This window comes from Falsochrobactrum tianjinense (genome assembly GCF_019100495.1).
In the GTDB taxonomy this organism is placed as follows: domain Bacteria; phylum Pseudomonadota; class Alphaproteobacteria; order Rhizobiales; family Rhizobiaceae; genus Brucella; species Brucella tianjinense.
Window position 1 is genome coordinate 128,748 of the sequence record NZ_JAHRVA010000002.1, and the last position, 13,100, is coordinate 141,847.

The following is a 13,100-nucleotide window of genomic DNA, read 5'->3' on the forward strand; positions in this document are numbered from 1 at the left end:
GGCTGTCAAGCCTCTCCCATTTCCTGCCGCGCTTCCGCTCTTGCCGTTCGCCACGAGGACAGCAGAAGTGCTGCGATGAAGAATGCGGTCATTAGCAAAACGATGGTCGGGGCAGGGGCACTGTCGATGAAGAACGAGAGATAGACGCCCATAAAAGACGAAAAGACTGCGATGATGACTGATAGGACCATCATCATGCTGAATTTGCGCGTTAGCAGATAAGCGATAGCGCCCGGTGCGATCAGCATTGAGATGGCAAGAATGATGCCGACCGCTTTCAACACGCCGACAATGGTTAGCGAGATCAGGCAAAGCAAGCCATAATGAAGAAGGCGAACGGGCAGCCCCACCGCTCTTGCTTGTGTCGGATCGAAGGCATGGAGCAGAAAATCGCGCCATTTAATGACGAGAATTCCGGCAGTCAAAGCCGCAATAATTGCCGTTTCGATCAGGTCGCCTGTCGTAATGCCCAGCATGTCCCCAAACAGAATATGATCGAGGTGGATGCTGGAGCGGACGGAAACATAGAGTACAAGCCCCAGCCCGAACATGCCCGAAAATACCACCCCCATCACCGTATCCTGTTTGATGCGACTATTCTCCTTGAGAAAACCGGTTGCGAGCGCACAGATCATGCCAGCCGCGAATGCGCCAATGCCGAAAGGTATGCCGATTATATAGGCGACAACGACACCTGGCAGCACGGCATGGCTGATAGCGTCGCCCATCAAGGACCAGCCCTTGAGCACGAGAAAACAGGAAAGCAGGGCAGTCGGTATCGCAATCAGCACCGATATGACGAATGCATAGCGCATGAATTCGAATTGGAACGGCATGAGCAGCATTTCGATGAGCGTCATGGCTGCGCCTCCTTCAGGGCAATTGCCGCGCGCTGCCGCGCTGCCAGCATGCCATGTTTGGGAGCGAGGAAAAACACGGTAAGGAAAATCAAAGTCTGCAAGACGACGATGATCCCGCCCGTGGCTCCGTCGAGAAAATAGCTGATATAAGCGCCGGTGAAACTGGTTGTCGAGCCAATGATGACGGCGATCCATAGCAGGCGCGAAAAACGATCTGTCAGCAGATAGGCGGTAGCACCCGGCGTTACAACCATGCAGATCACCAGAAAAGCGCCGACCGTTTGCATTGCGGCCACTGTCGAAGCCGAGAGCAGGGTGAAGAACATGATTTTAAGCGCCGCCGGTCGTAAGCCGATGGAGCGTGCATGGCTTTCGTCAAAAAAGACCACCATCAGGTCTCTCCATTTCAAAAGCAACAGGGCGAGTGAAACGAAACCGATAATGGCCAGTTGCAATGTGTCGCCCGGCGTGATGGCCAGAATATTGCCAAGCACGATCGTCTGGATGCTGACGGCAGTTGGTTTCAATGAGATCATGAACAGGCCCAGGCCGAAAAAAGATGTAAAAATCAACCCGATAATGGCATCTTCTTTCAATTTGGTGCGCTGATTGAGAAACAGCATGGCCGCAGCAGCCAGTCCGCCGGAAAAAAACGCGCCAATGGAAAAGGGCAGACCGAGCATATAGGCTCCGGCAACGCCGGGAACGATGGAGTGCGAAAGTGCATCGCCAATCAGCGACCAGCCTTTGAGCATCAGATAGGCGGAGAGAAAAGCACATACACCACCGACAAGGGCGGAAACCCACATGGCATTGACCATGTAGCCGTAGCTGAACGGTTCGAGCAGCAGCGCCATTATTTGCGTTCCTTGGACTTATGCTCATAGAGTACGAAAGGTCGCTCGTCGTCGGTAATCACCCCGACCGCAGCACGGTTCGGCTTTGCGGTTTCATCGAGAACGAGATGACGCAAAACGCCGCCGAATGTCTTTTCCAGGTTGGCTTGTGTGAAAACCTCTTCTGTCGGGCCATAGGCCAGAACCGTGTGCTTGAGCAAGACGGTGCGGTCGCAAAACTCCGGGACGCTACCGAGATTATGGGTGGAAACAAGCATGACGCGGCCTTCGTCGCGCAGGCCGTGCAGAAGGGCTACGATGGCTTCTTCCGTTTTTACGTCTACACCTGTGAAAGGTTCATCGAGAAGAATGACGCGGCCATCTTGTGCCAGAGCACGTGCGAGAAAGACGCGCTTCTTTTGCCCACCGGACAATTCACCAATTTGGCGCTTGCGGAATTCTAGCATGTCGACGCGGCGCAACGCCTTTTCCACCGCATCGTGATCGGTCCGGCGCGGAATACGCATCATACCCATATGGCCATAGCGCCCCATCATGACCACATCTTCAACCAGTACAGGGAAATTCCAGTCGACTTCCTCGCTCTGCGGGACATAGGCGACCAGGTTCTTTTTCAGAGCTTCCTTGACGGGCAGGTTGAGAATGGAAATCTCGCCCTTGGCGAGCCGGACGAAGCCCATGATCGCCTTGAACAAGGTGGATTTGCCCGAACCGTTCACCCCCACCAGTGCGGTGATGGTTCCGGTGGGCGTCGTGAAACTGGCATTGCGCAAGGCCGTGTGGCCATTGCGATAAGTAACTGTCGCGTCTTTTACGGCCAAACCGTCAGCCGCGCCCTTTTCGAGAGCGGCCAGAGTTTTCCCGCCATGACCTTTCAGGGCATTCATTGCTTGAGGCCTTTTGCAATCGTGCTTGAGGTGACTTTCAGAAGATCAACATAGGTTGGCACGGGACCATCGGCCTCCGAAAGAGAATCCACATAGAGCACGCCACCATAATTGGCTCCCGTTTCACGCGCTACCTGTTTTGCGGGAGCGGCAGAAACAGTGCTCTCCGAAAAAACTGCCGTAATATCGTGTTTACGCACCGCATCGATTACCTTGCGCACCTGTTGCGGCGTGCCTTGCTGATCGGCGTTGATGGGCCAGAGATAAAGTTCCTTGAGATTGAAATCCCTTGCCAGATAGGAAAAGGCACCTTCGCTAGTGACCAGCCAGCGCTTGTCTTGCGGGATTGTGTTGAGCTCGGCATGGATCGGGTCGATCGTCGCCTTGATCCGCGCTTTGTAGCTTTCGGCATTGGTTCTATAGGTTTCAGCATTATCGGGATCGTATTTCATGAAAGCATCGCGGATATTGTCGACATAAATCAATGCAGAAGTGGGCGACATCCATGCATGCGGGTTGGGTTTGCCGCTATACGGCCCCTCACTGATGCCGATGGGGATGATACCTTCCGACACGACAGCGCTTGGCACTTTTTTGAGTCGCGAGAAAAATTTCTCGAACCAGCGTTCCAGGTCAAGCCCATTCCACAGAATAAGCTTGGCATCCTGCGCCTTGATGAGATCGCCTGGTGTCGGTTGATATCCGTGGATTTCGGCGCCGGGTTTTGTGATGGATTCAACGGTCGCCGCATCCCCGGCCACATTGCGCGCAATATCGGCAATGACCGTAAAGGTCGTCACCACTTTAAACTTGTCCGCAGCCAACGCTCCGCTCGTTGCCACGCACAACAGCAGGCTTCCGGTCAGAGCCGTCATCAATTTCTGCATAATGGGTCGAAACATAGCTCTATCCTTGTTGCAAATAACTCGCAACTGCATAAGTGGAAGGATAGAGAGAATCAAGCGCTTTTGCAAACCATTTGCAAATAAGGTGCATACGAGTCAAATAAATGGTTGTTCCTTTAAAAATCATACACGTATAAATTGTAATCTGAATTATTTTGTGTAGTCTGGAGAGTGGAGCGCGTCTGTTTTGAGCTGCACATCAATCAGTTACGAATCGATATACCAGGTGGTTACGGCGCAGAGCGGACATATAGGCATCCGAAATTCATTTTTGATTTTGATTTGAGGACCGGGGGTATCGATGACTTTAATGATGCAAAGCCGTAGCCATAGCGTTGCTGGGCCACTTATCGGAAACGAGGATCATCAGGGCGTAACGTCTGCTACGCAATCAAGCGGGCCGTTTCGCTATGGGCTGACGCGGATTGGGATCGACGTTTATACGCCGGAGAAAAAATTGGCGATCATCCTACTCGAACCCGTTCGCCATTTGCGATGGAGGGACAGCGAAGGGGGCGATCATTCCGCGAGTTGTCCCGCTGGAACCATCTTTTATATTCCGGCGCATTACAGCATGGTTATCACCTGGCCGGAAGCTGTCCAGTTCCTATCTGTGACGGTTGACGAGACAGACGATACGATACTTTCCTCTACCCGAATACCCGCTAGTACAGTCAGGTTTTCCAGCAAACAATGCTTACAAATAAGCGAAATCATTCTGGAGCAATTGCAGGAGGTGGCAGCGGATAATGCGAACTATCTTTCTTCGCTGTATTCGGTTCTGGTCAATCTTCTGATGCGCAATGCGCAAGTTGCACAGACGGCGGGTGGTGCGCAATCCGGGCTTAGCGCTTATGCGTGCGGGCAAATCGAGACATATTTGAAGACAAATTTTCGCAATCCGGTTTCCGTGCCTGAAATGGCCGCAACGCTGGGTATATCGGCTGGCCATTTCGCAACCTGCTTTCGTGAGAGCTTCGGCCAGACCCCCCATCAGTATCTGATGAAGCTGCGTCTGGACGAGGCGGAGCGTTGTCTTTGCGAAACCGACATGCCGATCAGCGAAATCGCCGCCAGATTAAGTTTCTCTAGCCAAAGCCATCTTACAACGGCATTACGAAAACACCGGCAACTTACTCCCGGCGAAATAAGGCGACGCGGTAGACAACAGCGATTGCGTTAACCCGACAGGCGTTTACCTGTTACACAATTATCTTACGCCAAATAGAAGGCCGGGATCAGGGCGGGGCAGCGTTCGTTGAATCAGCCTGCTGTTGATGCCGGTCTTCGTTTCAGCCATTTGCGCCAGATATGAACCTCGCTCTTTCGTCTCAAGCGCCGTACCCGATGAGAGTCGTGAGACAATATGATGAGTCCTAGTGGCAACATCCAGAAACCAAGCACGGGCAGGAATCCCAACGCGCCGCCAGCCACGAGAGAACCGCCGAGCGTTCTTCGCATCATGAGGGATTGCGGCATTGGTATCCGCTTTCCAAGAATCACTATGACACGTTTGCGTTGAGTCGAAATATGTTCTTCATTCACCGGAGTGTTCTCGCATATAGGAATTGTCAGCTTCCTCCTAAAAATATACCAGAGAATATAGGGTTTCTCGACCGAAATACAAAAAGGTGAAAAAAAACCATTTAGCCCTTTGCAAATGCGAAACCCTTTTGCTATACGCCATCTCGCTGACGCAACGAGCACCTGTTCCCCGGTAGCTCAGCGGTAGAGCAACCGGCTGTTAACCGGTTGGTCGCTGGTTCGAATCCGGCCCGGGGAGCCATTACGCTTGTAAAAGTGCTTATTTCTCAATATTATCAATGCCTAAGGTTTCCTTCCAGTACACGGAGGGGTACACATGGGGCTTGTCTTGAAGTACGTGCAGAAGACCCCTGCGGGGGCATTTCGATAACCGGCACGCCGTGGCGACTGGTTGCAAACGTACAGTGGCCGCCAATTCTGGCCGCTTGACCCGCGCGCTGATGAGGTTTTTATCGAAGATATTGCACAGGCCCTGTCGATGCAATGTCGCTTTGCCAGGCATTGCTTGCAGTTTTATAGCGTTGCCGAGCATTCTGTTTTGCTGGCCCGCCATGTCTCGCCAAAGAACCGCCTCTGGGCGCTCCTGCACGACGCCAGCGAGGCCTACCTTGTGGATGTGCCGCTACCGGTGAAGCCGTTTCTTGACGGCTACAAACAGGCTGAGGCATCCGTCATGGCCGCGATCTGCGACAGGTTTGACTTGCCCCATGAAATGCCTGCTGAGGTGAAGACTGCCTACAGCGCAATCATCGGCGACGAGCGCACGAACATGGCGCCGTGCGTGGCTGAATGGCATGCGACCGGACCCGGAATCGGATCTGAACTGCAATATTGGTCGCCAGAGCGGGCGAAAGCGGAGTTTCTAATGCTGTTTGATAAGTTGACGGCAAGGAGGGCAGCGGCGTGAAAATACCGGCGGATATAGAAAATGCAGCCGTACGTCTGTGCGAGTCGCATATTGAATGGCCGAGGACAGAGTTTGTCATGAAAGCCATCCTCGCAGGAGATACCAAATGAGCAACATCGAAACAGCGATTGCCGTGGCCGCCGCTGCCCATATGGGGCAGGTGGATAAGAATGGCGAGCCTTACATCCTGCACCCCATTCGCGTGATGCTGGCACAGACGACCTCCGAAACGCAGATCGTTGGCGTGATGCACGACATGATCGAAGACACGAACACGTCGCTCAACGACATTTATTCGTTCGGGTTTGACGATGATATTGTGCTGGCCATGAGTGCGATTACCCGCCGTGATGATGAAGATTATTTCGTCTATGTCGCTCGCGCTTGCTCAAACCCTATCGCGCGCCCGGTCAAGATTGCTGACCTGCGCGATAACCTGCGAGCCTCAAACGACGACGATAGCAGGCGCGCTCGTTATCTGAAGGCGCTGGAACTGGTGGGAGAAAAACCATGACCTTCTGTGTCAGGGAGCAGATCGTCTGCATTGATGCGCAGGTTGGCTTTGAGCAGTTCCTCGAGAACAAGGAAGGCGAAATCTACACCGTTTCATGGATAGGCCCGTTCGAGCACTACACGCAGGGCAATTTCATCGGCGTTCGCCTCAAGGGCGTCGATCGAGGCATCTGCCCACAGTTCGGCTATGATAACCCGCCGTTTGCGGCTGCCCGGTTTCGGCCTTTGGTAAAAGACAGGCTGGCTTCATTGCGCGGCCTGCTTGCGGGCGGGCCTATTGTCGATGCGCCAGAAGAGCCGCGCAGGCGAGTGAAGGAGGGGGTGTAATGGTGCCAGATGCACGAATTGACCGGGGGATGCCAGAATGGGCACGCGCTGAGCGCCTCACATCGGGGCCCGCCATCCAGTCCGATGGCGGCAGCACGAGCTATTACGAGTTGCCCGAAGGCGCGACCGAACTGAACGACCTGATCGAGCACAAAGGCATGTCCTTTGCGCTCGGCAACATCTTCAAGGCTTGTTATAGGTTTGGTGAGAAAGATGCGGCTAGCCGGATGTACGATCTAAATAAGATTATTTATTTTGCTGAGCGGGTGAAGTCGTTTGAGCTAAAACAAACGCCTATCGTATAATTAGGCAAATATGAGAGACAAGTCGGGATGATGATCCATACCAAGCTAAGGCACCTCCGTAAAAAAGCTAAAGTACGCCTTCAGGATGTAGCTGCCTCTCTTGATTTGTCTCCGGGCTATCTAAGTCAAATGGAAACCGGCAAAGTCGAGCCGTCGATATCCCAGTTGCGACGTTTGGCAGCGTTTTATAATGTGGGCGTGGTATATTTCTTTGATGGCCAAAATGACGACCAAATTCTAGTGAAAGCAGCTGAGCGCCCTCGTTTCGGCCGGCCAAATTCGCCGCTACTATACGAGCTTTTACGAAATAATATTCCTGGTATTGATCTACAGGCTGCAATAATAAAAATTGCACCTAAATATGAAGAGCCGCAAGGTTTGTTTGTTACCTGTCAAAGCGAAGAGTTTATCTATGTTCTCTCAGGTGAACTAGGTTTCGAATATAATGGGCATATGTACTTTGCAAATACAGGCGATTCGTTCTGTTATAAAGCTAATCTGCCTTACCGATTATTTAACCCGAGCGATGAAGTGACAGAAATACTTGGGATTGGCTTTCCTCAATTTCCATAAAAATAGCTGTCAAAATATCTGACAGCTATTTTTGCAATATTAAGCTTGCGTCATAGAACGAGTAGGTCTCTTGAAGAACTTTACATAGAATACAGGTACTATGTACAGGATCCCCACGTACGCAGCCACGGTTGTTACAATGTTAACGAGCACAGAGAATGACCCTATCCCACTCGCAAAGTATGCAAGTACAGAGGTGAGCATAATCACCCATTTATAAGCTCCCGTATGCTCCTTCACGAAAACATTGGACACAGACCAGATCAGGGGAGCAGTTGTTGTGTATAGAGCTGCAACCAAAATCACGCCATAAATTGCGCCCAAGAACGGACTAATCTGAGTCCCTAGATGTAGGTTAGGTACTTCTATGCCGTGGAGAACAGTAATGTTTGTCATGAACGCTAGGAGTAGGATGATGCAGGAGGCTACATATACTGAAGCGCCAATTATAACACTAGTTGTCAGCTGCTTAGTGGTGGCAGGATTGGTCGTAGCGATACCTGATAAGTATGATGCTTGAAATAGGATGCAGTACGAAAAATACATAACCGCTGCCCAAAGCCAATTGCTGGTCGGCTTGAGCAAGTTATTGGTCTGTATATATTCATTACCACTGCTTAAGGTATCAGGTCCATTCATCATAGCGATAAACGCAATTAGCATCACGAAAGCGATTATGCAGGGGCCAAGACTCCCGATAACGTCCACTATTTTACGCATGCCCAACAAGCCAGTGATAAGCACCAGCACGGTCATAATGATCCGGCCAACCTCATTCCCAACCCCAAAATACTGCGAGAAAGCAGCTCCGGCTCCTGATATCATCAGGCTTGCCATGCAGAAAAGATAGACAATAGAAAACGCAAAAAGTGCGTTCCCCAAATAATTTCCGCAGTAGAATAGATATACCTCATGAAGAGATTTTAATTGATAATCTCTAGAATCCTTTACAATAAAGACCGCATACGTTCCCCATAAGACCGCACTTATCAGTATTCCAAGTATTCCAACGTACCCGTAGGCGGTGAAATACTGCATTATCTCTTGGCCACTGCCAAAGCCAGAGCCTGCGAGATATGCTATATATGCACCCGATAATACAAAGACTGTTAGCCAGCTACTTCTTTGCATTTGCAACTCCCATTCTCTTATTATTTTTAAATAATGGTGTCGATAACACGAGCCCAGCCGTTCTCTTCGGATGCTAAGAAGTCCGTAACAGAGTAGCCGCCACCCAAAACCTTAAGATTGGAGAATTCACCAATAGGATCCGTTGGCGAACTATTTAGTTTCACCTTAACCTCGGCAAAAGTATTGGATAGCAATGTGCAAGTGGATGAATTGTCTCTAGCGGTTACCCGTTGGGAGAAAATCCCTGGTCCATCTGGATTGGGAATGGTGAGCAAATTTAGATGAGGGTAAACTGTATGAAGTTGCGGTACATCATTTAGAGGTTTGCCACAGTCGAGCTCAATATCGATTAACTTAGCCCCTCTCCTCGAAGCTGTGCCGCGAATAAGATCGCCATTTTTTTCAAGGGTCATTGTGCCGAATTTTTTTGGGTAGCCCCAATAGCGACCTGTTTCAATGGCCGCATCGTCATCTTCCCATTCGTACATATAGTACCCGCCAAACACTCCTTTATACTCGACAGTAAAAATAATGCCGGCATCCATGTATGGAAGCTCTGGACTTTCGGTAAAGTCGTTTACGTAAACCATGCAGCGGTTGTTCACGAAGTTAAACGGTGTGGGGCTCAAGTGGCGCCTCAAAACCGCTTCTTCCACTTCGCATACTGCGTAAACTGTGCGGCTGTTCTTGCAGCTATAGGGAAGGATTGGATCTGGAACCAACGGTGCTTGCACCGGCATATTGTTCCCACTTTTCATAGTCGGCCTCCATTTTAGATAAACTAAAAATTAGGCAATAAATTTATAAATAGCAAATATTATTATCTGATAGGTGAGGCCGCAACCGCATCTAGAATTTCCACAAGGAGTTTCACCATTCAGTTGTGTAGGCGACGAATTTTGAACCGCTTGTTACGAAGCTCTTCAATTATTTTTTTACAAGGCAGGCAGCTGAGGCAGAAACCGTTTTCGAGTCAAGAATCTCTCTATTCCGTATACGCGATGAAGTCAGCGGGGTAGGTTTCGCCATCGAAAACAGTGCGCTTCCATTTCAAATCCATCATGGCGCTTCACTTCACAACGATTCGCCCCCAGTCGCCTGCGGCGACCGGCTTGCCGCACAAAGGCGCTCTCATGCCGTTCGGTCGTGAAGCTGAACACGCAGAAATAACCACCGGCTTTCTTCGCCATACTGCGCACGGTACGCGCGCCAAGGCGGTCAGCGTCCCTGTTAACTTCTCGTCGTGCGTATTTCAGCGCGTACGATTCGGGCAGGGCCACGCTGTAAGGATAGGTCGTCATGCTGCATATCCTTGGATAATGGATGGCTTCCAGCCGCGCGAATAGCCAAACGACATGGCCAGGCTGGCATATTCGATTTCCTTTACGAGAAAATCCCGGTCCTTCAGCAAGCCCTCGATCGCAGCGCGAACGTCGCCTTTGTAGTAGGAAAGGACCTGCTCGATTTCGTCATCGTAACTTTGCACCAATGCGTTCATGGCGACTCTCCAGTTGCAATGTTCTCAATTTGTTCTTTTTGTAAAAGAGAGTCAAGCATTGTGCGCCATGTGATAATTCATGTGGCATGTATTTCCCGCTAACCCCAAGAAAAGCCCAGAAATGCGGGCAATTCTCGTAAATCGGCTGGCACACGCTACCGGGTGGGTTTTTATGCTAAGTGCTTGATTTTGTTGGTGAGCGCGCAGGGATTCGAACCCTGGACCTACTGATTAAAAGTCAGTTGCTCTACCGGCTGAGCTACGCGCTCCCGAGAAAGACAAATCGTCTCTGGAAGTGGGGCGGAACATAAGGGCGGCTTTTGCAATGGTCAACACCATAAAAACAGGTTTCTCCAATATAAATTCAAAAATGGGTAGTGAGCCCCATCTTTTTTTGGCGTGTGGACGCGCTTAGGAGGTTTTTGGCAGAAAATTTAGATGTTTAGCGGCTTTTCTGGCCTCATATAACCATCAGAAAGTCGATAGATTCGCGTCTATTGATGTTTGATGACCATGTTCGGGGGCTTTGGCTTTGCAAACAAAACAGCCGCCTGTCGAGGCGGCTGTTTGTTAAACAGGGTGTTAAGCTGCTGTTAGCGATAGGGTGAATAGCACTGCCGACGAGGACCGTTATAAGGCTGGAATGTATTGTCAGAAGCCCGATAGGACCGGTAGCGGTTATAGCACCACTGCACATGGCTATTGCTATGGCGATAAACCGGTGCGCGCTGAACTGGAGCCGGAGAGGACAGCGCTCCACCAAGGATTGCGCCAGCGCCAAAGGCTGCCAACGGATACCACCAGCCATCGCTGTGACGGCGATAGCCGCGGCGATATTCGCGGTAGCCGCGATGTCCGTGCCAGTGGCGTGGACCTGAGCGGTGGCCACGCCAGTGCCGGTTGCGGGAACGATGTCTGCGATCATCCCGCACATGCTGGACATTGTCATTTCCCATAAGCTGGGCAGAAGGCATGACAGGAGCGGCGGACACGGGCGCCAGGACGCCGACCATGAAAGTTGCGCTGATCACCCCAACCATAAGTTTCTTCAAGGTGTTACTCATCTTCTTCTCCAGTTCAACTGCTCGCATCATGTTCGATGCAAGATGAACGTGTGCTGAATGACAGGGAATGATATATGGCATCTTCGCTATCCGGCAAGTCATACTCGGCGATTCAAACTGACCATGATTTGCATCGTGACGGATGGCCAAACCATCATACTAATAGGCACATCTATTTTATTCGCAACAATGAGGGTAATAAGCTAAGGTCTAATCTGTTGGATAGGTTTATAACGCCTTGAGTATTATGGGGGGTTGCAGTGGCAACAATGTTAGAGCCGTCCAAGCCCTTTCCAGGTGATGCTATCTCGAAACAAGCCGATCCTTTCCGGGCGGCGGTGGAGCATACGCCCACGCCGATGCTGATCACCAATCCGCGATTGCCAGATAATCCTATCGTCTTCGTCAACCGCGCTTTCCTACAATTGACGGGCTATGAGGCCAGCGAGATCGTAGGGCGCAATTGCCGCTTTTTACAGGGTAGGGAGACTGCGAGCGAACATGTGGACACCATCCGGGCAGCTCTCGCCGCCGAAAGGCCGATCCATATCGACATACTGAACTACAAGAAATCGGGTGAGTCCTTCTGGAACCGACTGGATATATCGCCGATTAAGAGCGATGACGGGGTTTTGCAGCACTTCATCTCTACTCAGATTGATGTAACGCTGGAAATCCAGCATCGCGCTGAATTGCAAAAAGAACGCGATACCACAGAGAGACATAAGGACCAGCTCAATTATATTGCCAATATTGCCAAGATCGGCTTCTGGACCCGTGATCAGCGAAGCGGAACCGTTAGCTGCTCTGCCGAATGCCGCCGTATTCTTGGCCTGCCGGATAATGGACCGATTCATTTTGACCAGATCATCGATCTTATTGCGCTGGAAGACCGAATGGCGGTTCTGCAACAGACCCAGCAGGCTTTTGCAACCGGCGGAGCTTATTCCATGGAATACCGGATCGTAAACAGCACCGGGAAAACCGTCTGGGTTGAAACGCGTGCCAAGGCTTTGCTAGGCGACGACCCGACACTGATGGGGGTCATACAGGATATCACCGAACGTAAGAAAGCCGAAGCTGACAAGGCGCTTGTCACACGGGAAATATCGCATCGCTTCAAGAATTCGATGGCTATGGTCCAGTCGATCGCCAATCAGACGCTGCGAAACGCCAGCGACCCCATGCAGGCAAATAAGCTTTTTAACGAGCGCCTGCACGCGCTGGCGCAGGCGCACGACATGCTGCTTCAGGACGACTGGGGTGGCGCCACCATTCGGCAGATCGCCGATACGGCGCTGGCCCCTTTCAACAGCACTTTCGGGCATCGCATCCGCATGGACGGCCCGCCGCTATTCGTCAGCGACCGTATAACCGTTTCGCTGTCGCTGGGGCTTTATGAACTCGCCACCAATGCGGTTAAGTATGGTGCTCTCTCCAACGAACATGGTGTTATCGATTTCAACTGGAATATTGTCGATGATCATGGTGAGAAGAAATTCCAGATGCGTTGGGTGGAAAGCAATGGCCCAAGGATTTCCCGCCCGTCGCATCGCGGTTTTGGCCAGAGGCTTTTGCGCATGGTGCTCGCCGAGGAACTCAAGGCGTACTGCGATATCGAGTTTGCGCAATCCGGCTTGAAAATCATTGTGCTGGCACCCATCAGCTTCGATGTTTTTCCGAATTTCGATTACAACATAGAGCCTGGCAGCTGATTGTATGATGCCA

General features: G+C 51.2%; 17 protein-coding genes and 2 tRNA genes. 8 read left to right on the forward strand and 11 right to left on the reverse strand.

The genetic code is table 11. The features are described from left to right. Positions 1 to 5: 5 nt before the first annotated feature. Genes KUG47_RS06225 through KUG47_RS06240 form a run of 4 tightly spaced genes read right to left on the reverse strand, consistent with a single transcriptional unit; the run spans position 6 to position 3,479 of the window. Positions 6 to 860, reverse strand: a complete 855-nt coding sequence (locus tag KUG47_RS06225; protein ID WP_217677102.1) for a metal ABC transporter permease — start codon at positions 858 to 860, stop codon at positions 6 to 8. Continuing rightward, positions 857 to 1,717, reverse strand: coding sequence for a metal ABC transporter permease (locus tag KUG47_RS06230; RefSeq protein WP_217677103.1), 861 nt, complete (start codon positions 1,715 to 1,717; stop codon positions 857 to 859). Before KUG47_RS06230 ends, KUG47_RS06225 begins: the two co-directional genes overlap by 4 nt. Continuing rightward, entirely contained in the window at positions 1,717 to 2,604 is an 888-nt protein-coding gene (locus KUG47_RS06235) for a manganese/iron ABC transporter ATP-binding protein (RefSeq protein WP_254799341.1), read from the reverse strand. Before KUG47_RS06235 ends, KUG47_RS06230 begins: the two co-directional genes overlap by 1 nt. Continuing rightward, entirely contained in the window at positions 2,601 to 3,479 is an 879-nt protein-coding gene (locus KUG47_RS06240; protein WP_254799372.1) for a metal ABC transporter substrate-binding protein, read from the reverse strand. The genes KUG47_RS06235 and KUG47_RS06240 overlap by 4 nt, the downstream gene beginning before the upstream one ends. Positions 3,480 to 3,810: 331 nt before the next feature. On the opposite strand from KUG47_RS06240, the gene KUG47_RS06245 reads away from it, so the two are divergent. Continuing rightward, positions 3,811 to 4,692 carry an AraC family transcriptional regulator gene (locus KUG47_RS06245; RefSeq protein WP_254799342.1) on the forward strand — a complete coding sequence of 294 codons (882 nt, stop codon included), beginning with the start codon at positions 3,811 to 3,813 and terminating at the stop codon, positions 4,690 to 4,692. 80 nt (positions 4,693 to 4,772) lie between these two features. On the opposite strand, the gene KUG47_RS06250 is transcribed toward KUG47_RS06245, so the two are convergent. Further along, positions 4,773 to 4,988, reverse strand: a complete 216-nt coding sequence (locus KUG47_RS06250; protein WP_254799377.1) for a hypothetical protein — start codon at positions 4,986 to 4,988, stop codon at positions 4,773 to 4,775. Positions 4,989 to 5,220: 232 nt separating this feature from the next. On the opposite strand from KUG47_RS06250, the gene KUG47_RS06255 reads away from it, so the two are divergent. The 6 genes from KUG47_RS06255 to KUG47_RS06280 all read left to right on the forward strand — a co-directional run bounded on the left by KUG47_RS06255 (position 5,221) and on the right by KUG47_RS06280 (position 7,679). Then, positions 5,221 to 5,295 (forward strand) — tRNA-Asn (locus KUG47_RS06255). A gap of 264 nt (positions 5,296 to 5,559) precedes the next feature. Continuing rightward, positions 5,560 to 5,961 (forward strand): phosphohydrolase, encoded by a 402-nt coding sequence (locus KUG47_RS06260; protein WP_254799343.1) that lies wholly within the window; start codon positions 5,560 to 5,562, stop codon positions 5,959 to 5,961. Between the two features lie 106 nt (positions 5,962 to 6,067). After that, on the forward strand, positions 6,068 to 6,475 hold the full coding sequence (locus KUG47_RS06265; RefSeq protein WP_217677107.1) for a GTP pyrophosphokinase: 408 nt from the start codon (positions 6,068 to 6,070) through the stop codon (positions 6,473 to 6,475). Beyond that, positions 6,472 to 6,801, forward strand: coding sequence for a hypothetical protein (locus tag KUG47_RS06270; RefSeq protein WP_217677108.1), 330 nt, complete (start codon positions 6,472 to 6,474; stop codon positions 6,799 to 6,801). The genes KUG47_RS06265 and KUG47_RS06270 overlap by 4 nt, the downstream gene beginning before the upstream one ends. Beyond that, positions 6,801 to 7,106, forward strand: coding sequence for a hypothetical protein (locus KUG47_RS06275; protein ID WP_217677109.1), 306 nt, complete (start codon positions 6,801 to 6,803; stop codon positions 7,104 to 7,106). The genes KUG47_RS06270 and KUG47_RS06275 overlap by 1 nt, the downstream gene beginning before the upstream one ends. Positions 7,107 to 7,133: 27 nt before the next feature. Then, complete coding sequence (locus tag KUG47_RS06280) at positions 7,134 to 7,679, forward strand: helix-turn-helix domain-containing protein (RefSeq protein WP_217677110.1); 546 nt, start codon at positions 7,134 to 7,136, stop codon at positions 7,677 to 7,679. Between the two features lie 39 nt (positions 7,680 to 7,718). Here KUG47_RS06280 and KUG47_RS06285 read toward each other — a convergent pair whose 3' ends face one another. The 6 genes from KUG47_RS06285 to KUG47_RS06310 all read right to left on the reverse strand — a co-directional run bounded on the left by KUG47_RS06285 (position 7,719) and on the right by KUG47_RS06310 (position 11,372). Then, a complete protein-coding gene (locus tag KUG47_RS06285; RefSeq protein ID WP_217677111.1) occupies positions 7,719 to 8,810 on the reverse strand; it encodes a YkvI family membrane protein in 1,092 nt (363 codons plus the stop codon). Positions 8,811 to 8,836: 26 nt separating this feature from the next. Beyond that, positions 8,837 to 9,568, reverse strand: coding sequence for an acetoacetate decarboxylase family protein (locus tag KUG47_RS06290; RefSeq protein WP_217677112.1), 732 nt, complete (start codon positions 9,566 to 9,568; stop codon positions 8,837 to 8,839). 249 nt (positions 9,569 to 9,817) lie between these two features. Continuing rightward, a complete protein-coding gene (locus tag KUG47_RS06295; RefSeq protein ID WP_217677113.1) occupies positions 9,818 to 10,111 on the reverse strand; it encodes a hypothetical protein in 294 nt (97 codons plus the stop codon). Then, positions 10,108 to 10,308: a hypothetical protein gene (locus KUG47_RS06300; RefSeq protein WP_217677114.1), complete on the reverse strand. Its 201-nt coding sequence runs from the start codon at positions 10,306 to 10,308 to the stop codon at positions 10,108 to 10,110. The genes KUG47_RS06295 and KUG47_RS06300 overlap by 4 nt, the downstream gene beginning before the upstream one ends. 193 nt (positions 10,309 to 10,501) lie before the next feature. Next, positions 10,502 to 10,577, reverse strand: a tRNA-Lys gene (locus KUG47_RS06305). Positions 10,578 to 10,901: 324 nt separating this feature from the next. After that, complete coding sequence (locus tag KUG47_RS06310) at positions 10,902 to 11,372, reverse strand: BA14K family protein (protein WP_217677115.1); 471 nt, start codon at positions 11,370 to 11,372, stop codon at positions 10,902 to 10,904. A 260-nt stretch (positions 11,373 to 11,632) separates the two neighbouring features. On the opposite strand from KUG47_RS06310, the gene KUG47_RS06315 reads away from it, so the two are divergent. Next, positions 11,633 to 13,087 carry an HWE histidine kinase domain-containing protein gene (locus KUG47_RS06315; RefSeq protein ID WP_422718061.1) on the forward strand — a complete coding sequence of 485 codons (1,455 nt, stop codon included), beginning with the start codon at positions 11,633 to 11,635 and terminating at the stop codon, positions 13,085 to 13,087. Positions 13,088 to 13,100: the final 13 nt, after the last annotated feature.

Bases quoted from the DNA above. Each gene is read 5' to 3' on its own strand.
- KUG47_RS06240 (WP_254799372.1), bottom strand. From the start codon at position 3,479: ATGACGGCTCTGACCGGAAGCCTGCTGTTGTGCGTGGCAACGAGCGGA.
- KUG47_RS06285 (WP_217677111.1), bottom strand. From the start codon at position 8,810: ATGCAAAGAAGTAGCTGGCTAACAGTCTTTGTATTATCGGGTGCATAT.
- KUG47_RS06270 (WP_217677108.1), top strand. From the start codon at position 6,472: ATGACCTTCTGTGTCAGGGAGCAGATCGTCTGCATTGATGCGCAGGTT.
- KUG47_RS06290 (WP_217677112.1), bottom strand. From the start codon at position 9,568: ATGAAAAGTGGGAACAATATGCCGGTGCAAGCACCGTTGGTTCCAGAT.
- KUG47_RS06295 (WP_217677113.1), bottom strand. From the start codon at position 10,111: ATGACGACCTATCCTTACAGCGTGGCCCTGCCCGAATCGTACGCGCTG.
- KUG47_RS06310 (WP_217677115.1), bottom strand. From the start codon at position 11,372: ATGAGTAACACCTTGAAGAAACTTATGGTTGGGGTGATCAGCGCAACT.
- KUG47_RS06225 (WP_217677102.1), bottom strand. From the start codon at position 860: ATGACGCTCATCGAAATGCTGCTCATGCCGTTCCAATTCGAATTCATG.
- KUG47_RS06300 (WP_217677114.1), bottom strand. From the start codon at position 10,308: ATGAACGCATTGGTGCAAAGTTACGATGACGAAATCGAGCAGGTCCTT.
- KUG47_RS06275 (WP_217677109.1), top strand. From the start codon at position 6,801: ATGGTGCCAGATGCACGAATTGACCGGGGGATGCCAGAATGGGCACGC.
- KUG47_RS06230 (WP_217677103.1), bottom strand. From the start codon at position 1,717: ATGGCGCTGCTGCTCGAACCGTTCAGCTACGGCTACATGGTCAATGCC.
- KUG47_RS06280 (WP_217677110.1), top strand. From the start codon at position 7,134: ATGATGATCCATACCAAGCTAAGGCACCTCCGTAAAAAAGCTAAAGTA.
- KUG47_RS06265 (WP_217677107.1), top strand. From the start codon at position 6,068: ATGAGCAACATCGAAACAGCGATTGCCGTGGCCGCCGCTGCCCATATG.
- KUG47_RS06235 (WP_254799341.1), bottom strand. From the start codon at position 2,604: ATGAATGCCCTGAAAGGTCATGGCGGGAAAACTCTGGCCGCTCTCGAA.
- KUG47_RS06250 (WP_254799377.1), bottom strand. From the start codon at position 4,988: ATGCCGCAATCCCTCATGATGCGAAGAACGCTCGGCGGTTCTCTCGTG.
- KUG47_RS06245 (WP_254799342.1), top strand. From the start codon at position 3,811: ATGACTTTAATGATGCAAAGCCGTAGCCATAGCGTTGCTGGGCCACTT.